The following is a 19,562-nucleotide window of genomic DNA, read 5'->3' as shown; positions in this document are numbered from 1 at the left end:
GTCACGCCGCCGTCTGCTTGGCTTGAGAGGCGGCGATCACTTCGAGCAGGGCAGTGCCGGTGCGCCGGACATGGGCGCCGAGCAGGCGGCCGGCCGCTTCGCTGTCGCGCGCCTCGAGCGCTGCCAGGATATCGGCGTGCTCGTCGACCGAATTGCTCCAGCGGCGGTCGGCGCCGAGCGCGAGGTAACGCGCGCGTTCGGCGCGGGAGATCAGCGTCTCGTGCGCCTCGCGCAGCGGCGTGTTGCGCGCCATGCGGACGATGGTGTTGTGGATCTCGCCGTTGATGGCGAAGTAATCGTCGAGCTTGCCGTTGCGGTGATGACCCTCCATGCGGGTCTGAAGCGTGCGCAGGCGGGCGAGATCGCGCTCGGTGGCGCGCTCCGCGGCAAGCTCGGCGGCCAGCCGTTCGATACCGGACAGCGCCTCGAACAGCTCCGAGATGCCGTCGACCGCGATGTCGGCGATGCGAGGGCTTCGATTGGGGCGTAGCTCGATCAACCCTTCCGCTGCGAGCACCTTCATCGCCTCGCGCAAGGGCGTGCGCGACACGCCCAGCTCCTTCGACAGCCTGGTCTCCTGGGTCTGCGATCCCGGCGGCAGCTCGCCGCGGATGATCATCGTCCGCATCCGCGCGGCGGCGCGCTCATGCAGGCCCATCCGCTTGAGTTTGGGCGACTTTCGTCCCTTCGGCGCTTCCGATTTCTGCTGCACGCGTGCCTCACTGCTTCCGCTCATCTTAGCCGTTTCCAGCCCTTTGACTTGCCCAAAATACCGACGCATCTCGCTGAAAACAATGGCACAACGCATAAATTGTATGCAGCATGCAGAATCCCCGTTGCGCTGCCGCAAAGGCCGGTCGATGATCTCTGGTGACGCGCGAGACCTCGCGCCTTCGAAACGGAGTGAGCGATGCGGACGAGTTTGCGATGGGGCCTCGTGGTGATGGCGGCGATGTTCGGTGGAAGCGATCTCGCCTCCGCGCAGACCGCCAAGATCAAGCTCGGTTACGCCAAATGCGCGCACTGCCTGCCGATGTCGCTGATTGCAGGCATGGCGAAGGGTGTCGAGGTCGAGGCCACCGGCTTCAACTCGGGCAATGACGTGCTCACCGCGCTGGTGTCGAAGAGCATCGACGTCGCGCAGGTCACTTACCTCCACTACATCACCGCGCTCGACAAAGGCTTTGACGTCGTCGCCGTGTCCGGCCAGATCAATGGCGGCTCGGAATGCCTCTCCTCCGCGAAACTGAACCTGCCGCCTGAGGATTGGACCACTTTCAAGACGACCGCTCTGAAGGCGAAGAGCGACGGCCAGCCGCTCAAGGTCGCGGCGTCCCGCGGCAACGCGCAGGACATCCACATGCGCGGCGCGTTCCTCAAGCAGGGCGTCGATCCGAACAAGGACATCCAGTTCATCAACATTCCCAATCCGTCGGACCATCTCGCGGCGCTCCAGCGCGGCGAGGTCGACATGATCTGCTCGGTCGAGCCGTTTGCCTCGCAGATCCGGCTCGCCGGCGCCGGCAAGCACTTCGTGCTGCCTTACGACCAGGCCGCGGGGAATCTCACCAACCTGATCGTCACCCGTTCCGACGTGATCGCGAGCCAGCGCGCCGGCGTCCAGGGCGTCGTCAGCGCCGTGGTCGAGGTCGACAACAAGCTGATGGCCGACAAGGGGCCGTGGATCGAGGTCATCAACAAGCTCACCGGCCTCGACAAGACGGTCGCGACCGAGGCGCTGAAGAACGCTTCGCCAGATCCCGCGATCCATCGCTCGCAGACGCTCGCGATCGCCGCGATGATGCGCGACCTCAAATACATCTCGAAGGACGTCTCCGCGGAAGCGGAGAAGAACATGGACTATTCGTTCCTGGAGCAGGCCACGGGAAAGGCCAAGAATGACCTCGGTTACTGACGTCTCTCCGGCCAAGCCGGCGTTCCGGCTGACACGGGCGTTCCAGGGGCTCGAACGCGTCGTCGTCCCCGCGCTGCTGATCGCGGGCTGGGAAGCCTTTGCCCGCAGCGGCATGCTGCCGCCGGCGCTGCTGCCGGCGCCGAGCGCGGTGCTGCATGCGCTCGGCGACTGGGTGTTCGGCTTCGACGAGACCACGCAGACCTATTCGGGGCACTGGCTGCGCGATGCGCTCGCCAGCGCGCTTCGCGTCTTCGGCGGCTTTGCGCTGGCAAGCTTGCTCGGCATTCTCGCCGGCGTTGCGATCGGCTGGTCGCGCCTGTTCGAGAAGACGCTGGAGCCGACGCTCCAGATGCTGCGGCCGATCCCGCCGGTGTCCTGGATTCCGCTGGCGATCATCTGGTTCGGCATCGCCGACAGGCCGGCGATCTTCCTCGTCTTCCTCGGCGCCTTCTTTCCCGTGCTGATGAACAGCATTCACGGGGTGAAGACCGTGGACCACAATCTCGTGCGTGCCGGCGCGATGATGGGCGCAAGCCAGCGGCAGATGTTGACCGATATCGTGCTGCCGGCGGCGCTGCCCTCGATCTTCGCAGGCCTGCGCATCGCGGTCGGATCGGCCTGGATGCTGACAGTCACGGCCGAGATGGTCGCGGTGAAGAGCGGCCTCGGCTACGTCCTGTGGGATTCCTACTACTTCCTGCGCTACGATATCGTGCTCGCCGCGATGATCTCGATCGGGCTGCTCGGCTATCTCTCCGACCTCGGCCTCAAGGCGATCATGGCGCGCACGCTGCGCTGGCAGCAGACGACCACCGTGCAGGGCAGGGCAGGCTGATGGCGGCAATCGAGCTTCGCAACATCGTCAAGGTATTCTCCGACAAGCGGCGCGGCCGCGATCTCCTGACGCTGGACAACATCAATCTCGACATCGAGGCCAATGACTTCGTCTGCCTGCTCGGCCCGTCCGGCTGCGGCAAGTCAACCTTGCTCAACATCATCGCCGGCTTCGAGCAGGCGACGAGCGGCCGCACGCTGGTCGGCGGCAAGCAGGTGGAGCGGCCCGGCTCGGACCGCGGCGTGGTGTTCCAGCAGCCGACCCTGATGCCGTGGCTGACGGCGATCGACAACATTGCGTTCCATCTCAAGCTCAAGGGCGTCGGCAAGGCCGAACGGCACCACCGCGCCATGGAGTTCATCGATCTCGTCGGCCTGCGCGGCTTCGAGCACCATCATCCGTCCGAGATGTCCGGCGGCATGAACCAGCGGGTCGGGATAGCCCGCGCGCTGCTGATGAACCCGAGCGTCATCCTGATGGACGAGCCGTTCGCGGCGCTCGACGCCCAGACCAAGCTCGAAATGCAGGAGGAACTGGTCGCGATCTGGCAGAAGCGCCGCTGCACCATCGTGTTCGTCACCCACAGTGTCGACGAGGCGCTGGTGCTCGGCAACAAGATCGTGGTGATGACCAAGCGGCCCGGCCGGATCCGCGAGGCCGTCAATTTCGACCTGCCGCGTCCGCGGGACATCACCAGCCCCGAATTCAACGACGCGAAGCGCCACATCCTGGCTCTGATCCGGGAGGAGTCGACGCGCCTCGCGCAGGCGTCGTAGAGTATGGTCATGCGCAAGCGTCTCGGCATGATCACGCCATCGTCCAACTCGGTGCTCGAGCCCGTCACCAGCGCCATGCTGCGTGGCGTGGCCGATGTCACCGCGCATTTCTCACGCTTCCGCGTCACCGAGATTGCGCTGGACGCCGCCGCGCTGAGCCAGTTCGACGCCTCGGCGATGCTGCCGGCGGCGGACCTGCTGGCGGATGCGAAAGTCGACGCGATCGCCTGGAACGGCACGTCCGCAAGCTGGCTCGGCATCGGCCGCGACAGGAACCTTTGTGAGGCGATCACGGCGCGCACAGGCGTGCCCGCGACGACGTCGACGCTCGCCTGCATCGATGCCGCCCGGGCGCTCGGTGCCAAACGCGTCGGCCTCGTCTCGCCCTACACCGACGACGTGCAGCGGCGCATCGCCGACGTCTGGGCCGAGGAGGGGATCGCGCCGCATGCCGAGCGGCATCTTGGACTTCGCGACAATTTTTCCTTCGGCGAGGTCGCGCCGGCGACGATTGCGGGTATGATCCGCGCGGTGGCGGCGGAAGGATCGGATGCGATCGTCATCCTCTGCACCAATCTCGACGGGGCCGCGCTGGCCGCCTCGCTGGAGCGGGAACTGGATATCGCCGTGCTCGATTCGGTCGCGGTCACGCTGTGGCGGACCCTGAGCCTTGCCGGCGGCGACATTGCGGCTCTTGCGGAATGGGGCCGGATATTCCAGACAATGTCAGCCATCAAGTGACGGAGACATCAGTGACGCAGCTCGATCTCGCCATTCGCGGCGGCACCATCGTGACGGCCAGCGACGAGTTCCGCGCCGATATCGGCATCCGTGACGGCCGCATCGTCAGCATCGCCGATCATCTCGAGGGCGCGGCGCGCGAGATCGACGCGACGGGCCTGCTGGCACTGCCGGGCGGCATCGACAGCCACGTCCACATCTCGCAAGCCTCCGGCCCTGACGTGGTGATGGCTGACGACTTCGCCTCGGCGACGCGCGCGGCGGCCGCCGGCGGCAACACCATGGTGCTGCCCTTTGCGCTTCAGGAGAAGGGCACCTCGCTGCGGACCTGCGTCGAGAACTACCGCAAGCTCGCCGAAGGCGAGTGCTACATCGACACCGCCTTCCATCTCATTATCTCCGATCCGACCGCGGTCGTGCTCGGGCAGGAACTGCCGGCCCTCGTCAAGGACGGCTACACCTCGTTCAAGGTGTTCATGACCTATGACGACCTCGTGCTCAGCGACAAGCAGTTGCTCGAGGTCTTCGACGTCGCGCGCCGCGAGGAGGCGCTGGTCATGGTCCATTGCGAGGGCTACGACGCCATCCGCTTCCTGACCACCAAGCTGGAGCGCGAGGGCCATATCGCGCCCTATTATCACGGGGTCTCGCGGCCGCAGGCGGTCGAGCGCGAGGCGACCCATCGCGCCATCAGCCATGCCGAAATCGTCGGCGTCCCCATCATGATCGTCCATGTCTCCGGCCGTGAGGCGATGGAGCAGGTGCGTTGGGCTCAGCAGCGCGGATTGCCTGTTCATGCGGAGACCTGTCCGCAATACATCACGCTGACGGCCGACGACATGAAGGGCCTGAACATGGACATTACGGGCGCGAAATACGTCTGTTCGCCGCCGCCGCGCGATGCCGAAAGCCAGCAGGCGATCTGGGAGGGCATTACATCAGGCGTGTTCCAGACCTTCTCGTCCGACCACTGCCCGTTCCGCTACGACGACCCGAAGGGCAAGCTGACACCGAATTCGCGCACCTCGTTCCGCTGGGTGCCGAACGGCATCCCCGGTGTCGAGACGCGGCTGCCGATCCTGTTCTCCGAGGGCGTGTCGAAGGGAAGGATCAGCCTACAAAAATTCGTCGAGCTGACCGCGACCAACCATGCGCGCATCTACGGCCTCTATCCGCGCAAGGGCTCGATCGGTGTCGGCTTCGATGCCGATATCGTGCTGTGGGACCCCAAATTGAAGAAGCCGATCCAGCAGGCCGATCTGCATCACGGCGCAGACTACACGCCGTGGGAGGGCTTTGACGTCACCGGCTGGCCCGTCACGACCGTTGCCCGCGGCCGCGTGGTGTACGAGCACGGCAGGATCGTCGGCGACAAGGGCGCGGGCGAGGTGCTGAGCCGCGGCAAGTCCAGCCTGGTGTGATGCCACAAGCTCAACCGTCATCCTGAGGTGCGCGCTCTTGCGCGCCTCGAGGGATGAGCTGCGAGCGCCCGTAGCCCATCCTTCGAGGCTTCACCTTGCGATGCTGCTGCATCGCAAGCCTCGCACCTCAGGATGACGGCAGTGAATGTGGCAGGCGCCCGCTGCCGTCAGTTCGTCGGCCCCTCGCCGCGAATGACGAACGTCGTCGCCTTCAGCTTGGTCATGCCGAACTTGTCGAACAGCTTGTCATAGGTGCCGTCAGCGCGGATCGCGGTGAGCGCATCGGAAACGGCCTGGGCCAGCAGCTTGTCGCGGAAGGCGAAGGTGATGTCGGTGCCGGCGATGTCGCGGACCCAGATCTTTGCGATGCCCTTCTGTTCGAGCGAGTTGGCGGTCTCGTTGATGTTGAGCGCGGCCTCGAGCTGACCGGCACGCAGCGCCGCCGAGGTGGCGGTGACAGTGGTGAAGGTGCGCAGCTCGATCGGCTTCAGGCCCTTGGCCTCCATCGCGGTGCTGAACTCACGCGCCTTGCGCTCGGTGTAGGTCGCCGATTCCACGCCCACGACGCGGCCGGCGAGATCCTCGAACTTCTCCAGCTTCAGGCTGGAGGAGGGATCGGTGTAGATGCTGATCGCCTGCTGCGCGTAGGGCACGAGGTAGAGCATCTTGGACCGCTCCTCGGTCCAGAACAGGCCGGTGTTGATGGCATCGAAGCGGCCCGAGCGCAGCGCCGGGATCATCGGCGGGAAGTCCATGCGCAGAAACACCGGCTCGACGCAGATGCGCTTGGCGATCTCGCGGGCGAGCTCGACATTGAGGCCCTGCAACTCGCCCTTGTCGTCGACGAATTGCTGCGGCGGCAGCGTCGGGTTGATCGACATCTGCCACTTCGGCGCTTCGATCAGGCTCGAGGCCGGCACCTTCGGCGTGCAGGTCTGGGCGCCGGCGGCCTGGGACAGGCCGACCAGCAGGGCGAAGGCGGAGAAGATCTTGGTAAATCGCATCTGAATACTCCGATCAAATCGTGGGTGGCAGAGGAGCCGTTCTCCGGTCCGACGTCTTCTTCATTGTCTCGTCAAATGGCCGCCGTCACGTCGCGATCGGCCTGCCGAGTCAGGATCAGCGAGGTGTGGCGGGCGGTGGTCACCACCTCATCGCGCTGGTTGAGAAGGTCGAGCGTCTCGATGACGATGCCGCGCGCGGGATTTTTGGTCGGCCGCTTCTCGACGAAACGGAAACGCACGCGCAAGCTATCGCCGGCGACGATAGGACCTTTGAATTTGACTTCGTCCCAGCCAAGCGAGGCGACCGAGGTCTCCTCGTACAGCTTCAACTCCGACTTCAGCCCTTCCATCAGCGACAGGCCGAACAGTCCGTGGCCGATCACCGCGGGAAAACCGCGCGACTTCGCATAGCCGGCATCGAGGTGGAGCGGATGATGGTCGCGCGTGACGTCGGCGAAGACAGCAATATCGGCCTCCGTCACGGTGTGCGCGGCGGTCTCGAACTCCGTGCCGAGCGCGATGTCCTCGTAACGGAGATTGATCGGGGCGCTGGTGTCCATGCCCAATCCTCAGGCGACCTTGCGCGGCCGCGCCGGCAAGGCCTTGAAGCTCTGCGCGATGCCCATGGGCCCGGAGCGGAAGATGCGCGGATCCATGTCCTTCAGTTGCGGGCTAATGCGCGGCCGAAAGCCCATATGGGCGAGAATGTCCTCGTCCAGGCGGGCCCCCGGCGCGATCTCGGTCAAGGTCACGTTGCCGTTCTCCAACTCGAACACGGCGCGCTCGGTGACATAGCTGACGTGCTGGCCGCGCTGCGCGGCAAGCGACGCACTGAAGCTGATCTGGCCAACCTGCGGCACAAACTTGCGGAAGGCGCCGTCGCGCCGGATCGCGAGGCGCCCGTTCTCGACGCCGATATCGAACTTGCCACCGGTCATGGTGCCGCTGAAGATCAATCGCTTGGCGTTTTGCGTGATGTCGATGAAGCCGCCAGAGCCGTCACGGCGATCGCCGAAGCGGGTGACGTTGACGTTGCCGGCCGCGTCCACCTCCGCGAAGGAGAGGAAGGCGCAAGACAGCCCGCCGCCGTCGTAGAAGTCGAACTGATAGGCCTGGTCGAGAATGACACGCGGATTGATCGCGGTGCCGAACTCGCGCGCGTGCCCGGGCACGCCGCCGACCACGCCGGATTCCACCGTCAGCGTGATCAGGTCGGAGATGCCTTCCTCAGCCGCGACATTGGGGATCATCGCGGAGATGCCGACCCCGAGATTGACGACGTCGCGCGGGCGCAGCTCGAAGGCGGCGCGGCGGGCGATCACCCGGCGCTCGGTCAGCGGATCTGGCGTGATCATCGCCTCGGGCACACGCGTTTCACCGCAGCGCGCCGGATCGTAGGCGGTGCCGTAGGTCTGCATCTGATCGGGCTCGAGCACGATGTGGTCGATCAGGAAGCCGGGGATCTTGACCATCTGCGGATGGATCGAGCCGCGCTTCACGATCCGCTTGACCTGGCAGATCACGGTGCCTCCCGCATTGTGCACGGCCTGCGCGATCGAAAGATCCTCGCGCGTCGTACCCTCGTGCTCCATGCTGATATAGCCGTCCTCGTCCGCGGAGGTGCCGCGGATAATGGCGACATCGGGCGGGGCGGGGACGCGGTAGAGCAGCCAAGACTGGCCGTGCAGTTCGAGCAGGTCCACCAGCGGCGCGGTGGTGCGCTTGTTCATGCGGCCGCCGTCCTGGCGCGGATCCATATAAGTGTTGAGACCGACATGGGTGAGCACGCCAGGATGTTTCGCCGCCATGGCACGGCAGAGCTGGCTCATCACCCCTTGCGGGAAATTGTAGGCGTCGATCAGCTCGTCGCGGACGAGGCGCATGAACGGCACTTGCAAGCCGAAATTGCCGCCGATCACGCGCGCGATCAGGCCCTCATGGGCGAGATGGCAGAGGCCTTTCTCGGTCACGGCGCCGACGCCGGTGATGTTGATCAGCGTCAGATTGTGCGGGCCCTGACCACCGAGGAAACGCCGCTCCAGCGCGTCGAGAATGGCCTCTGCTGCCCCCGTGCCGCCATTGCCGCCGACGATCAGCGTGTCGGCATCGCGGATCAAGCCTGCGGCCTCGGCCGCGGTGATGATGCTCAGCATGATCGCACGCCCCGCATCATGCGGCCTCCTTCTCGACCTGGCGGGCGATGATGAGCCGCTGAATCTGGTTGGTGCCCTCGTAGATCTGGGCGAGGCGGACGTCGCGGAAGATCCGCTCGATGCGATATTCGCGCGAATAGCCGTTGCCGCCGTGGATCTGCAGCGCGTTGGAGACGTGCTTCATCGCCATGTCGGTGGTGAACAGCTTTGCCTGCGCCGCCTCCTTGGCGATCGGCTCGCCGGCATCGTGCAGGCGCGCGGCGTGGTGGATCAGAAGCCGCGCGGCGGCGATGTCGGTCGACATGTCCGCCAGCATGAACTGAACCGCCTGGAAGCCGATGATGGCCTGGCCGAACTGCTTGCGGTCGCGGGCATAGGCGGTGGCGTCCTCGAAAGCGGCCTGCGCCATGCCGAGCGCCATCGAGGCCATCATCAGCCGGCTGAAGTTGAAATTGCTCATGGCCATCTTGAAGGCCTGGTTCTCCGGCCCCATCACGCTGTCCGCCGGCAACTGCACGTCGGAGAAGGTGATCTGGCAATCTTCAAGGCCGTGCATGCCGAGCAGCTCTTCGTTCTTGCCGCGGGCGATGCCGGGCAGGGCGCCGTCGACCAGCAGGCAGGAGATGGAACGGTGGCCCGCGTCGGAACCGGTGCGCGCGAACACCATGATGCGATCGGCGACGCCGCCGAGCGTCACCCAGGCCTTGGTGCCGTTGAGCCGCCAGCCGTTGCCCTCGCGCACCGCATGGGTGCGGATGCCGGCGACGTCGGAGCCATGGTCGGGCTCCGAGACGGCGGTCGCAGGAATAATGTCGCCGCTGAGAATTTTCGGGATCAGTGCCTTGTGCGCGTCGGTGCCGTGATGGTCGAAGAACAGCACCGCCTCGACGGGGATCGCGAAGGCATTGGCGACTGCGCCGGAGCATCGCGCCAGCTCCTCCATCGCGATGCAGGCCGCGACTGCATCCAGGCCGGCGCCTCCGGCGCCTTCGCGCAGGCAGATGCCGAACAGTCCGAGATCGGCCATGCCCTTGTAGAGGGTGCGGTCGAAGCGGTCCTCGCGGTCGATCGTGGCGGCGCGCGGGAGGATCTCAGCCTCCGCGAAGCGGCGCGCTGTCTCGCGCAGGGCTTTCTGGTCTTGAGAATAGAAGCGGTCCATGGCGTGCGGCTCCCGTCAGTCGCTGGCGAGCTTGGAATCGTGGGAGACCTCGCTGCGGTCGCGATCGAGGAAATAGACCGCGACGTCATCGCCGGGCACGCCATAGGCGCTGCATACGCCGCGGGTCAGCGCGATGGCGGCGGCGCGGCGCTCGGCCTCGCTGCGGCGGAACGCGTGCACCTTGAGCAGGATACGCTGGCCGGTGGCCTGCGCGCCGAACGTGCCGGCATGGGCGTAGTCATCGGGCGCAATGTTCAGGAAATAGAGCGTGACCGTATCAGCGGTGACGCCGAACGCCGACATCAGGCCGTCGGTCACGGACCTCGCCAGCGCGGCCTTGCGCTGGTTTGGGGCTTGCGGGGCGAGCACTTCGACATAGGGCATCGATCAGACCTTCGCGGATTTGGCCGCAGATGATTTGGATGAAGATGATTTGGACTTCGCGGATCTCGCAGGGGGCGGGGCATCGAACTGGCGGCAGGAGTCGCGCTTGATCAGCCGGGCGCCGACGCGATATTCGCGAACGCCGTCATTGCCGTTGCCCTTCGCATCCATGCGTTGCAGCAACCGGTCGACGGCGAGATTGGCGAGATCGCGCGCGCCGTTGTCGACGATGCTGATCGCGGGGCGATGCCATTCGAACCACGGCATGTCCTCGTAGCAGAGCAGCGAGAGGTCGTCGGGGATCGCGATGTTCCGCTCCGCCGTCACGCGCAGCACGCCGAGCGTTGCCTCGTGGTTGGCCACGAAGATCGCGCTCGGCGGGCGCGGGAGGTCCAGCAGCTTGCGGCAGCCCGTCGCACCGGTCTCGGGGACGAAATGGCCGGCGTGAATCAATGTGTCGTCCTTGGCGATGCCGGCCTCGCGCAGCGCGCGGACATAGCCGGACAGTCGCTCGCGGCCGGACGTCGTATCCTGGCGGCCGACGATCAACCCGATGCGCTTGTGGCCGAGCTCGATCAGGTGGCGCGTGCCGAGATAGGCGCCCTGCGGATCGTCGGCGAGCACGGTCTCGAGATCGGTTGCGTCGTCGCGCCGCACCAGGCAGACGATCGGAACATCCTTCGCCAACGCCTTGAGCTGCGGGCCGTTCTTGCCGGTGGGAACGACGATCAGTCCGTCGATGCGGTGGTCGACCAGCGTCGTGAGGGTGTCGCTCTCCTGCTGCGGATCGTCGCCGCCGATGCACAGAAGCATCTGATAACCCAGCGCCTTCAGGCGCGCCTGCACCACTTCGGCCATCACCTGGAACGAGGCGTTGGTGAGGTTGTGCACGAGCAGCGCGACGAGCCGCGATTGTCCGGTCTTGAGGCCCCGCGCGATGGGGTTCGGCCGATAGCCGAGCTCGCGCGCGATACGCGTCAGGCGCTGCTGCGTGCGCTCGCTGGTCAAGCCGGTTCCCGTCAGTGCGCGCGAGGCGGTACTGACCGAAACGCGGGCCGCCTGTGCCACATCTTTGAGCGTGACGGTCATCAAACCTGCCGATAGACTGCAATCGATTGCAGAAACGCTATGAGCTTATTCCGCGCGGATCAAGCTCAAAAAATGGATGGTGTTGCCCAATGCAGAGCCATTTATGCAAACGATTGCATAACGCGTGCGGATATTCCGCAGGCAGTACCCATCGCCTGAATTCACCCGAGCACCCGGCAGTTCCCTGATGAAGACGTTCCGCGGCACCTACACCGTCATGATCACCCCGTTCACGGCAGCGGGCGAGGTCGATGTTGCAGCCTTGCGCGCCTTCGTCGACTGGCAGATCGCGGAAGGCATTCATGGGCTAATCCCGCTCGGCTCGACCGGCGAATTCCTGTCTCTCGACGACGACGAGAAGGCGCTGGTGGCGGAGGTCGTCATCGGCCAGGCCGCGGGGCGTGTGCCCGTGCTGATCGGCACCGGTGCGGAGGATACGCGCGAGGTGGTTCGCCTCAGCCGCCGTGCCGAAAAGCTGGGCGCCGACGGCGTCATGATCATTCCGCCGTTCTATTCGACGCCGACCGACGACGAACTCGTGCATCACTACAAGACGGTGGCCGACGCGATCGCGCTGCCGATCATGGTCTACAACAATCCGGCGACCGCCAATGTCGATCTCAAGCCACAGCTCGTGGCGCGCATCGCCGAGATCGACAACTGTCTCTATATCAAGGAGTCGACGCTGGAGGTGACGCGGGTGCGCGACATCATCCGGCTCTGCGGCGACAGGATGACCGTGTTCGGCGGCATCCTCGGCTTCGAATCCTTCGTCGAGGGCGCGCAAGGCTGGGTCGCAGTGGCCTCCAATGTCGTGCCGTCCGAGATGGCGCGCATCTTCAGCCTCGTCGCAGACGAGGGCGCCATCAAGGAGGCGCGCGAGCTCTATCTGAAATATCTGCCGGTGATCGAATTCGTCGGCGGCCAGGCCTATGTCGCCGGCAGCAAGGCGCTGCTCGGCCATATGGGCCTTGCGGTCGGCGGCCCGCGCCCGCCGCGACTGCCGTTGCCGGCGGCGCAAGACGCGGCCGCGCTGGCGTTGGTGAAGACGTTCGGTCTCGCGTGGCGCGGCGCGTCCACTGCAGCCGCTTAGACCTGGTGTGATCGATGAACCTGCTCGACGGCGTCAAAATACTCAGCTTCAATCATTACCTCGCTGGCCCGCTGGCCGCGCAGACGCTCGCCGATCTCGGCGCCGACGTCATCGCGGTCGAGCCGATCGAGGGCGCGTTTCAGCGCAACTGGGCGGTGGCCAATCACTTCGTCGCGGGCGACAGCGTCAATCACCTGGCGACCGGGCGCAACAAGCGCAGTCTCGCCGTCGATCTCAAGCATCCCGACGGCATCGCCGCGGTGAAGAAGCTGGTCGCGACCGCTGACGTCGTGATGGAAAACTTCCGGCCGGGCACCATGGCCAAGCTCGGCCTCGGCTACGACACGCTCAAGGCGATCAACCCCGGCCTGATCTATGCGGTGGCGACCGGGTTCGGATCGGAAGGGCCCTACAAGGATCGTCCCGGCCAGGATCTGCTGCTCCAGGCCATGTCCGGCCTTGCGATGCGGACCGGACGCGCGGATGGCGAGCCGACCGCCGTCGGCGCGGTGATCGTCGATCAGCATGCGGCCTCGCTCTATGCCATGAGCATTCTCGCGGCACTGTTTGCCAGGACCAAGACGGGGAAGGGGCAGCTCGTCGAGGTCAACCTCTATCAGGCCGCCCTCGATCTCCAGGTTGAGCCGCTGACCGCCTGGCTCAATGGCGCGCCGTCGCCGACGCCACGCGGTCCGGCCGGAATTGCCGCCTGGTTCAGCCCCGGGCCTTACGGCATTCATGCGACGGCCGACGGCCATCTCGCGATCTCCATGGCGGCGCCCAAGGCGCTCTCGGCAGGGCTTGACTGCGAAGAGTTGAAGCGGTTCGGCGAGGCCGACAGTTTCTCGAAGCGCGAGGAGATCACGCGGATCGTCGCGACGCGTCTGAAGCAGAAGTCGACGGCCGATTGGCTGCCCTCGCTCGAGGCGGCGCGGATCTGGCACGCGCCGGTACAGGATTATCGCGACCTCGAGGCCGATCCCCAGCTGAGACATCTCGGCGTGTTCAAGAGCGCCGAGAGTGCAGGCGGCGCGCAAATCCGGATGGTCGCGCATCCCGCTCGCTATGACGGCCGGACGCCGGAGGTGCGGCTGGTGCCGCAGCGGCTAGGTGCGCAGACCCGCGAAGTGCTCGGCGAGATCGGCTACGGCGCCGCCGACATTGAGGCGATGATCGCCGGCAAGGCGGTGGGAGTGGCGCGATGATCGACTTTTCAGTTCCTGAGGAGACGCGCCTGCTGGTCGACACTGTCCGCCGTTTCGTTGAAACAGAGGTGCAGCCGCTCGAAGACGTGGTGGAGCAGACGGCCAAGGTGCCGCCCGATGCGCTGGCGGTGACCAAGGCCAAGGCGCAGAAGCTCGGTCTTTATGCCATGAACATGCCGGCGGATGTCGGCGGCGGCGGGCTGTCCTGCGTCGAGCACTGCCTCGTCGAGGAAGAGTTCGGCAAGACCTCCGATGCGTTGATCCGCCGCGTGTTCGGCCAAGTCTATCCGATGCTGATGGCCTGCAAGGGCGATCAGGTCGAGCGTTATCTGCTGCCGACGGTGAAGGGCGACAAGATCTGCGCCATGGCGATCACCGAGCCGGGCGCCGGCTCCGACGCCGCCTCGATCAGCACGACCGCGCATCTCGAGGGCGACCAGTGGGTGCTCAACGGCACCAAGCATTTCATCAGCGACGGCGACATCGCCGATTACGTGATCCTGATGGCGCTGACCGACAAGGAGAAGCGCGCGCGGGGCGGCATCACGCTGTTTCTGGTCGATCGTACCACACCCGGCTTCAAGGTCGCACGCACGCAGCCGATGATGGGCCACCGCGGCTATGGCCACGCCGAGCTGGCCTTCGAGGAATGCCGCATTCCGAAAGCGGCCGTGCTGGGCGAGGTTGGCGGCGGGTTCAAGCTGATCATGCAGAGCGTGCTCCAGATCCGTCTCGCCCATATCGGGGCGCGTGCCGTCGGCATGGCGCAGCGTGCGCTCGAGATGATGCGCAAGCATGCCGGCGAGCGGCGTCAGTTCGGCCAGCTCATCGGTGACTTCCAGATGGTGCAGAAACTGATCGCCGATTCCGCCACCGAGATCTTCGGCGTCAAGATGATGGTGATGAACGCCGCCTGGGACATCGATCAGGGCAAGGATGCGCGGGACAAGGTCTCGATGATCAAGGTCGCGGCCTCCGAGATGCAGGGCCGCGTCGTGGACCGCGCCATCCAGGTGTTCGGCGGCATGGGCTTCAGCAAGGACCTGCCGCTGGAGCGCATGTATCGCGACGCGCGCGTCACCCGCATCTATGACGGCACCTCCGAAATCCACCGCATGCTGGTCGCGCGCAGCACCATCAAGAATGGCTTGCAGCTCTAGGGAAACGACCGATGTCTCACGCACCTCTCAAGCCCGGCGCCGTCTTCGCCTTCCGCAAGACCATGACGGTCGCGGAGCAGGCGATGTTCACCGGCATCAGCGGCAATCTCGGCGGTCTCTATGTGGACGCCGTCCGCGCCAGGAAGGCCGGCGCCTCCAACATGGTCGCCTTCGAGCTCGCGGTCGGCGGCCTTGCCACGACCTGCCTCAGCCAGCTCGGCGGACCGACGCGGCGGATCGGCAGCATCGCGCTGAACTTCGCTGCGCCGGTGATTGTCGGCGAGTCCGTCGAGGCCAAGGCCGAGATCGTCTCGGTTGCCGGTGATGACGCGGTCTGCCGCGTCACCTGCACGCTGTCGCCCTCGGGGGCGACCGTGGTGGACGGCACCGCGACGCTGGTTCCGTTCGCGAAGGGCTGAGCCATGTACGAGCCGAAATCCTTCGACGATCTGAAGGTGAACGACAGGGTCAGCCTCAGCAAGACCATCACCGAGGCGGATGGTGCGCTCTATATTGCTGCGACCGGCGATTTCGGCCCTGTTCATGTCGACGAGGTCTACGCGGGCGCAACGCGCTTCGGCCGCAGGCTGGCGCCGGGGATCATGGTCGCGGGGCTCTGCACCAGCATCCTCACCAGCGAGCTGGTCGGCACGATCGGCGTCTCTGTCGAGGACCGGTTCTGGTTCACCGGCCCGGTGTTCTACGGCGACACGCTCACCTTCGACGTCTGGATCGCCGAGCAGCACGACGAGACCCGCACCATCATCTGGGAGGCGAGCGCCCGCAACGAGGGCGGCCTCGAAGTGCTGAAGGCGCGCGCGAGCCTGAAATTTCCACGGCGGAAACCGTCATGAGCAAGCCGATGAAGAAACCTGACCTGCGCGGCGTCACGGTCGCGACCGTGCTGCCCTTCAAGGACGACAGCTCGATCGACTGGGACGGCTACGCCCGCGTGCTCGACTATTGCGCCTGTCCGGACGGGATCGCGGCCGTGTTCGTCAACGGACATGCCGGCGAGGGCGGGTCGCTCTCGGACGACGAGCGGCAGGCGGTGATCGAGCGGACGCGCAGGCACATCGGCGGCAAGCCGCTGCTTTCAGGCATTATCGCGCATTCCACCGCGGAAGCGATCCATCAGGCGCAGCTCGCGGAAGCTGCCGGCGCCGATTGCGCCGTGTTGTTCCCGCCGGCGCCGCTTGGTGGCGGTGCATCGGCGACCTCGCGCGCACCGGTGGCTTTCGTGCAGGCGGTCAGTTCCGCCATCGGCATTCCAGTGTCGATCTTCCAATATCCACTGGCGTCCGGATTTGGCTACTCACCGGAGACGCTGGCGAAGATCGCAGCGCTTGACGGCGTTATCGCCATCAAGGAGGGCAGCGACAGCATCTTCGCCTATGACGAGAATCGCCGGGCGGTGAAGCGGGCCGATCCCTCCGTTGCGATCCTGCCGTCGAACTTCAACTGGTTCCTGCCGCAGCTCGCCATCGGCGGCGACGGCATTCTCTCGGGTCTCGTCAGCCTCGCGCCGGATCTGTTCGTCGCGCTTTGGCAGGCGGCGCTCGCCGACGATCTCACCGCGCTGCGCGCGGTCAACGAGCGGCTCTATCCAATCGTCCGCGCGATCTATGGCCCGGCGCCGATCATGGACATGCACACGCGCATGAAAGTCGGGCTCAAGGCGCTCGGCTTGATCGGTAACGCCGATCCGCGGCCGCCGCTGCTGCCGGTCGTTCCGGCGTTGTGCGACGCCATCGCAACGACGCTCGGTGCGGCGCGCGCGACCGGCGACATTCGTCTGGCGTGAGGGACGAACCCATGGCCGACGAAGCCTTCATTCACATCGTGCGGGTCGACATCGATCCCGAGCACGAGGCCGCGTTCAACGCCTGGTACGAGCAGAGGCATTTCCCTGATTTGCTCGCCTGTCCCGGCTGGCTGTCCGCAAAGCGCTTCGTCTCGATCGGCGACGGACCGAAATACGCGGCCATGTACGAAGTCGCGGGACGATGGGCGTTCGAAACGCCGGAGTTCCTGAAGGTAAAGGGCTTCGGTCCGTTCGAGCCCCTGGTGAAGAACTTCATGCGAATCCAGCTCAAGCCGATGTCGGGATCGGCTTGAGGGGGCGAAGACGATGCTGCCTGTCGTGTCGTGAGATCCGGCCGGCCGCATCCAACAAACATTGAGGGGAATCCCGGGCGAGGGACTGCATCGGTCATTGGCGTCTTACTGGAGGTATCACATGCTCTCGACACTGCTTCGCCTGAGTGCGGCCGCCGCACTCGCTCTTGCATCCACGGCTGCGCATGCGGCCTGTACGCCTGGGATCACCGACGACAATCTGATTGCGCCCGGGAAGTTGCAGCTCTCGATCAATCCGACAAACCCGCCGCAGCAATTCGTCGACAAGGACGGCCAGTTGCAGGGCCTCAACGTGGAACTCGCCGCCGAGCTCGGCAAGCGGTTGTGTCTTCCGGTCGAACTCGTCCGGATGGATTTTCCGGCGATGATACCGGCCATGGCCGCGGGCCGCATCGACGGCATCGACACCGGCATGTTCTGGACCGAGGAACGTTCGAAGCTGATGTACATGGTGCCGTACGCCATTCAGGCGATTTCGGTCGTGGTTGCGCCCGACAGCGGCACAAAAATTGCTACCGAAAATGATCTGATCGGAAAAACATCCGCCGTCGAGGTCAGCACCTACCAGATGAATTGGCTCAAGAAGCTCAGCGATGCGAGCGTGGCGAAGGGCGGCGCAGCCGTCGAGATGCGGACCTTCCCCACCGCCACCAACGTCGTCAGCGCGCTGCTGGCCGGCCAGGTGGACAACGCGTTGCTTGTCGACAGCGTGGCGCGTGATCTCACCGGCCGCGGTCGCGTGAAGGAAGTATTGAGCGGGCTCGGCACGGCGCGCACTACGCTCGGTTTCCGCAATAAGACGGTGGTCGACGCCGTCGTCAAGGCGCTGAACGCCATGCGCGCCGACGGCAGCTACCAGGCGCTGTTCGACAAGTTCGGCCTGACCAGCATGCCGGCCGATCAGCCGCTTGCGATCGCCGGCCCGGGTCCGGCCTGATACCTACGGAGACGAGCCGATGAGCCATTTCAGTCCGACGGCCGCCGTCAACTACTTCTTCAACTACTTCCTGATGAAGGGGGTGCTCGTCACCATCGGCCTGACGGTGGCGGCGGTCATCGGCGGATTGATCCTCGGCATGGGCATCGCGTTGATGCGCATGTCGTCCAACCCGGTGCTGTCGGGCGCGTCGCGCTTCTACATCTGGTTCTTCCGCGGCACGCCGCTGCTGATCCAGCTCGTGGTGATCTACAGCGGCTTGCCGCAACTCGGGATCAAGTTCTCCGTGATCACCTGCGCGCTGGTCGGCCTGATCCTCAACGAGGCGGCCTACCTCGCCGAGATCGTGCGCAGCGGCTTCATGGCCGTTTCGGCGGGACAGCGCGAAGCCGCCTGGGCGCTCAGCCTGTCGCCCTGGGTGACGTTCCGCCGGGTGACCCTGCCGCAGGCGTTCCGGCTGATGATCCCGCCGCTCGGCAACTCCATCAACTCGCTCTTGAAGGCGACCTCGCTCGCCTCGGTGATCTCGGTCGAGGAGCTCATGCGCCGCAGCGACATGCTGATGCAGGAGCATTTCCAGATCCTCGAAGTCTATGCGGCGGCCACGGCCTATTACCTGATCCTCACCTCGGTCTGGGATGCGATTCAACGCCGGCTGGAGAAGCACTTTGGTCGGTCCAGCGCTGCGAAGTCGAGGCGGGTTGCGGCGAGGGCGCCGGTTGCGCGGGCGAGCGTGGAGGCCCGGGCATGAGCGAGATATCGATGAATGCGGCTAGCGGCGTCGAAGGTGCAACGCAGCTCCGCGATGTGCCTGCGGTTCGCATGGAGGCCGTCTACAAGCACTATGGCGACTTCACCGCGCTGGATCAGATCGATCTCAGGGTCGACAAGGGCGAGAAGATCGTGGTCTGCGGTCCCTCCGGCTCGGGCAAGTCGACGCTGATCCGCTGCATCAATCACATCGAGAAGCACGACGAGGGCCTGATCTACGTCAACGGCGTCGAGCTCGATCGCCAGCGCAAGAACATCGACGCGGTCAGGCGCGACACCGGCATGGTGTTCCAGAGTTTTAATCTGTTTCCGCACATGACCGTGCTGGAGAACTGCATCCTGGCCCCGATGACCGTGAACAGCATGAGCGAGGCAGAAGCCAAGGACCTCGCCATGCATTTCCTGACAAAAGTCCGGATTCCGGACCAGGCCGAAAAATTTCCCGGGCAGCTCTCGGGCGGCCAGCAGCAGCGCGTCGCGATCGCACGCGCGCTGTGCATGCGGCCGAAGATCATGCTGTTCGACGAGCCGACCTCCGCGCTGGACCCCGAGATGGTCAAGGAAGTGCTGGAGACCAAGAAGAAGCTGGCGGAGGAGGGCATGACCATGCTGTGCGTGACGCACGAGATGGGCTTCGCCCGCGAGGTCGCCGACCGCATCGTGTTCATGAACGAGGGCAAGGTTGTGGAGCAGGCCGTACCGGAGGAGTTCTTCCAGCATCCGAAGTCCGAACGGGCGCGGACGTTCCTCGACCAGATCATTCACTAGCGGGCGCGGCGG

22 protein-coding genes are annotated in these 19,562 nt (G+C 65.4%); 15 read left to right on the top strand and 7 right to left on the bottom strand.

Features of this window, described 5'->3' with window-relative positions; genetic code table 11:
* Nucleotide 1: 1 nt before the first annotated feature.
* Complete coding sequence (locus EI171_RS31540) at nucleotides 2-736, bottom strand: GntR family transcriptional regulator (protein WP_231166670.1); 735 nt, start codon at nucleotides 734-736, stop codon at nucleotides 2-4.
* A 174-nt stretch (nucleotides 737-910) separates the two neighbouring features.
* Here EI171_RS31540 and EI171_RS31535 point away from each other — a divergent pair, with 174 nt between their 5' ends.
* Genes EI171_RS31535 through hydA form a run of 5 tightly spaced genes read left to right on the top strand, consistent with a single transcriptional unit; the run spans nucleotide 911 to nucleotide 5,688 of the window.
* Nucleotides 911-1,915 (top strand): ABC transporter substrate-binding protein, encoded by a 1,005-nt coding sequence (locus EI171_RS31535; protein ID WP_161535641.1) that lies wholly within the window; start codon nucleotides 911-913, stop codon nucleotides 1,913-1,915.
* Nucleotides 1,899-2,750, top strand: coding sequence for an ABC transporter permease (locus EI171_RS31530; RefSeq protein WP_161535640.1), 852 nt, complete (start codon nucleotides 1,899-1,901; stop codon nucleotides 2,748-2,750). Before EI171_RS31535 ends, EI171_RS31530 begins: the two co-directional genes overlap by 17 nt.
* A complete protein-coding gene (locus tag EI171_RS31525) occupies nucleotides 2,750-3,526 on the top strand; it encodes an ABC transporter ATP-binding protein (protein WP_011086077.1) in 777 nt (258 codons plus the stop codon). The genes EI171_RS31530 and EI171_RS31525 overlap by 1 nt, the downstream gene beginning before the upstream one ends.
* Nucleotides 3,527-3,529: 3 nt before the next feature.
* Complete coding sequence (locus tag EI171_RS31520; RefSeq protein WP_161535639.1) at nucleotides 3,530-4,267, top strand: aspartate/glutamate racemase family protein; 738 nt, start codon at nucleotides 3,530-3,532, stop codon at nucleotides 4,265-4,267.
* A complete protein-coding gene (hydA, locus tag EI171_RS31515; protein WP_011086079.1) occupies nucleotides 4,228-5,688 on the top strand; it encodes a dihydropyrimidinase in 1,461 nt (486 codons plus the stop codon). The genes EI171_RS31520 and hydA overlap by 40 nt, the downstream gene beginning before the upstream one ends.
* Before the next feature lie 167 nt (nucleotides 5,689-5,855).
* On the opposite strand, the gene EI171_RS31510 is transcribed toward hydA, so the two are convergent.
* The 6 genes from EI171_RS31510 to EI171_RS31485 all read right to left on the bottom strand — a co-directional run bounded on the left by EI171_RS31510 (nucleotide 5,856) and on the right by EI171_RS31485 (nucleotide 11,477).
* The gene (locus tag EI171_RS31510) at nucleotides 5,856-6,692 is read right to left on the bottom strand and encodes an ABC transporter substrate-binding protein (RefSeq protein ID WP_161535638.1); all 837 of its coding nucleotides are present in this window, start codon (nucleotides 6,690-6,692) and stop codon (nucleotides 5,856-5,858) included.
* A gap of 71 nt (nucleotides 6,693-6,763) precedes the next feature.
* Nucleotides 6,764-7,252 (bottom strand): MaoC/PaaZ C-terminal domain-containing protein, encoded by a 489-nt coding sequence (locus EI171_RS31505; RefSeq protein ID WP_161535637.1) that lies wholly within the window; start codon nucleotides 7,250-7,252, stop codon nucleotides 6,764-6,766.
* 9 nt (nucleotides 7,253-7,261) lie between these two features.
* Nucleotides 7,262-8,845, bottom strand: coding sequence for an acyl CoA:acetate/3-ketoacid CoA transferase (locus EI171_RS31500; protein ID WP_161535636.1), 1,584 nt, complete (start codon nucleotides 8,843-8,845; stop codon nucleotides 7,262-7,264).
* Between the two features lie 16 nt (nucleotides 8,846-8,861).
* Nucleotides 8,862-10,004 (bottom strand): acyl-CoA dehydrogenase family protein, encoded by a 1,143-nt coding sequence (locus tag EI171_RS31495; protein WP_161535635.1) that lies wholly within the window; start codon nucleotides 10,002-10,004, stop codon nucleotides 8,862-8,864.
* A gap of 15 nt (nucleotides 10,005-10,019) precedes the next feature.
* The gene (locus EI171_RS31490) at nucleotides 10,020-10,388 is read right to left on the bottom strand and encodes a tautomerase family protein (RefSeq protein WP_028172100.1); all 369 of its coding nucleotides are present in this window, start codon (nucleotides 10,386-10,388) and stop codon (nucleotides 10,020-10,022) included.
* 3 nt (nucleotides 10,389-10,391) lie between these two features.
* Nucleotides 10,392-11,477 carry a LacI family DNA-binding transcriptional regulator gene (locus EI171_RS31485; protein WP_011086085.1) on the bottom strand — a complete coding sequence of 362 codons (1,086 nt, stop codon included), beginning with the start codon at nucleotides 11,475-11,477 and terminating at the stop codon, nucleotides 10,392-10,394.
* A gap of 184 nt (nucleotides 11,478-11,661) precedes the next feature.
* Here EI171_RS31485 and dapA point away from each other — a divergent pair, with 184 nt between their 5' ends.
* The 10 genes from dapA (at nucleotide 11,662) to EI171_RS31435 (ending at nucleotide 19,550) form a co-directional block, all read left to right on the top strand.
* Nucleotides 11,662-12,570 (top strand): 4-hydroxy-tetrahydrodipicolinate synthase, encoded by a 909-nt coding sequence (gene dapA, locus EI171_RS31480; protein WP_161537119.1) that lies wholly within the window; start codon nucleotides 11,662-11,664, stop codon nucleotides 12,568-12,570.
* Nucleotides 12,571-12,584: 14 nt separating this feature from the next.
* On the top strand, nucleotides 12,585-13,775 hold the full coding sequence (locus tag EI171_RS31475; protein ID WP_161535634.1) for a CaiB/BaiF CoA-transferase family protein: 1,191 nt from the start codon (nucleotides 12,585-12,587) through the stop codon (nucleotides 13,773-13,775).
* Entirely contained in the window at nucleotides 13,772-14,935 is a 1,164-nt protein-coding gene (locus tag EI171_RS31470) for an acyl-CoA dehydrogenase family protein (protein WP_161535633.1), read from the top strand. Before EI171_RS31475 ends, EI171_RS31470 begins: the two co-directional genes overlap by 4 nt.
* A gap of 11 nt (nucleotides 14,936-14,946) precedes the next feature.
* Nucleotides 14,947-15,354 carry a MaoC/PaaZ C-terminal domain-containing protein gene (locus tag EI171_RS31465; RefSeq protein WP_028172095.1) on the top strand — a complete coding sequence of 136 codons (408 nt, stop codon included), beginning with the start codon at nucleotides 14,947-14,949 and terminating at the stop codon, nucleotides 15,352-15,354.
* Between the two features lie 3 nt (nucleotides 15,355-15,357).
* The gene (locus tag EI171_RS31460) at nucleotides 15,358-15,789 is read left to right on the top strand and encodes a MaoC/PaaZ C-terminal domain-containing protein (protein WP_011086090.1); all 432 of its coding nucleotides are present in this window, start codon (nucleotides 15,358-15,360) and stop codon (nucleotides 15,787-15,789) included.
* A complete protein-coding gene (locus EI171_RS31455) occupies nucleotides 15,786-16,739 on the top strand; it encodes a dihydrodipicolinate synthase family protein (protein WP_060911313.1) in 954 nt (317 codons plus the stop codon). Before EI171_RS31460 ends, EI171_RS31455 begins: the two co-directional genes overlap by 4 nt.
* Nucleotides 16,740-16,750: 11 nt before the next feature.
* Complete coding sequence (locus EI171_RS31450) at nucleotides 16,751-17,053, top strand: DUF4286 family protein (RefSeq protein WP_060911314.1); 303 nt, start codon at nucleotides 16,751-16,753, stop codon at nucleotides 17,051-17,053.
* A gap of 121 nt (nucleotides 17,054-17,174) precedes the next feature.
* Nucleotides 17,175-18,011 carry an ABC transporter substrate-binding protein gene (locus EI171_RS31445; RefSeq protein ID WP_060911315.1) on the top strand — a complete coding sequence of 279 codons (837 nt, stop codon included), beginning with the start codon at nucleotides 17,175-17,177 and terminating at the stop codon, nucleotides 18,009-18,011.
* Nucleotides 18,012-18,030: 19 nt separating this feature from the next.
* Complete coding sequence (locus tag EI171_RS31440) at nucleotides 18,031-18,762, top strand: amino acid ABC transporter permease (protein ID WP_161535632.1); 732 nt, start codon at nucleotides 18,031-18,033, stop codon at nucleotides 18,760-18,762.
* Nucleotides 18,759-19,550 (top strand): amino acid ABC transporter ATP-binding protein, encoded by a 792-nt coding sequence (locus EI171_RS31435; RefSeq protein WP_305764995.1) that lies wholly within the window; start codon nucleotides 18,759-18,761, stop codon nucleotides 19,548-19,550. Before EI171_RS31440 ends, EI171_RS31435 begins: the two co-directional genes overlap by 4 nt.
* Nucleotides 19,551-19,562: the final 12 nt, after the last annotated feature.

It is taken from the genome of Bradyrhizobium sp. LCT2, assembly GCF_009931255.1.
GTDB lineage: Bacteria > Pseudomonadota > Alphaproteobacteria > Rhizobiales > Xanthobacteraceae > Bradyrhizobium > Bradyrhizobium diazoefficiens.
This window is presented reverse-complemented; position numbering and strand designations above follow the sequence as displayed.

Excerpts from the sequence above, each read along its gene's own strand:
- EI171_RS31540 (WP_231166670.1), bottom strand. The coding sequence starts at position 736 with ATGAGCGGAAGCAGTGAGGCACGCGTGCAGCAGAAATCGGAAGCGCCG.
- EI171_RS31535 (WP_161535641.1), top strand. The coding sequence starts at position 911 with ATGCGGACGAGTTTGCGATGGGGCCTCGTGGTGATGGCGGCGATGTTC.
- EI171_RS31530 (WP_161535640.1), top strand. The coding sequence starts at position 1,899 with ATGACCTCGGTTACTGACGTCTCTCCGGCCAAGCCGGCGTTCCGGCTG.
- EI171_RS31525 (WP_011086077.1), top strand. The coding sequence starts at position 2,750 with ATGGCGGCAATCGAGCTTCGCAACATCGTCAAGGTATTCTCCGACAAG.
- EI171_RS31520 (WP_161535639.1), top strand. The coding sequence starts at position 3,530 with ATGGTCATGCGCAAGCGTCTCGGCATGATCACGCCATCGTCCAACTCG.
- hydA (WP_011086079.1), top strand. The coding sequence starts at position 4,228 with ATGGGGCCGGATATTCCAGACAATGTCAGCCATCAAGTGACGGAGACA.
- EI171_RS31510 (WP_161535638.1), bottom strand. The coding sequence starts at position 6,692 with ATGCGATTTACCAAGATCTTCTCCGCCTTCGCCCTGCTGGTCGGCCTG.
- EI171_RS31505 (WP_161535637.1), bottom strand. The coding sequence starts at position 7,252 with ATGGACACCAGCGCCCCGATCAATCTCCGTTACGAGGACATCGCGCTC.
- EI171_RS31500 (WP_161535636.1), bottom strand. The coding sequence starts at position 8,845 with ATGCTGAGCATCATCACCGCGGCCGAGGCCGCAGGCTTGATCCGCGAT.
- EI171_RS31495 (WP_161535635.1), bottom strand. The coding sequence starts at position 10,004 with ATGGACCGCTTCTATTCTCAAGACCAGAAAGCCCTGCGCGAGACAGCG.
- EI171_RS31490 (WP_028172100.1), bottom strand. The coding sequence starts at position 10,388 with ATGCCCTATGTCGAAGTGCTCGCCCCGCAAGCCCCAAACCAGCGCAAG.
- EI171_RS31485 (WP_011086085.1), bottom strand. The coding sequence starts at position 11,477 with ATGACCGTCACGCTCAAAGATGTGGCACAGGCGGCCCGCGTTTCGGTC.
- EI171_RS31475 (WP_161535634.1), top strand. The coding sequence starts at position 12,585 with ATGAACCTGCTCGACGGCGTCAAAATACTCAGCTTCAATCATTACCTC.
- EI171_RS31470 (WP_161535633.1), top strand. The coding sequence starts at position 13,772 with ATGATCGACTTTTCAGTTCCTGAGGAGACGCGCCTGCTGGTCGACACT.
- EI171_RS31465 (WP_028172095.1), top strand. The coding sequence starts at position 14,947 with ATGTCTCACGCACCTCTCAAGCCCGGCGCCGTCTTCGCCTTCCGCAAG.
- EI171_RS31460 (WP_011086090.1), top strand. The coding sequence starts at position 15,358 with ATGTACGAGCCGAAATCCTTCGACGATCTGAAGGTGAACGACAGGGTC.
- EI171_RS31455 (WP_060911313.1), top strand. The coding sequence starts at position 15,786 with ATGAGCAAGCCGATGAAGAAACCTGACCTGCGCGGCGTCACGGTCGCG.
- EI171_RS31450 (WP_060911314.1), top strand. The coding sequence starts at position 16,751 with ATGGCCGACGAAGCCTTCATTCACATCGTGCGGGTCGACATCGATCCC.
- EI171_RS31445 (WP_060911315.1), top strand. The coding sequence starts at position 17,175 with ATGCTCTCGACACTGCTTCGCCTGAGTGCGGCCGCCGCACTCGCTCTT.
- EI171_RS31440 (WP_161535632.1), top strand. The coding sequence starts at position 18,031 with ATGAGCCATTTCAGTCCGACGGCCGCCGTCAACTACTTCTTCAACTAC.
- EI171_RS31435 (WP_305764995.1), top strand. The coding sequence starts at position 18,759 with ATGAGCGAGATATCGATGAATGCGGCTAGCGGCGTCGAAGGTGCAACG.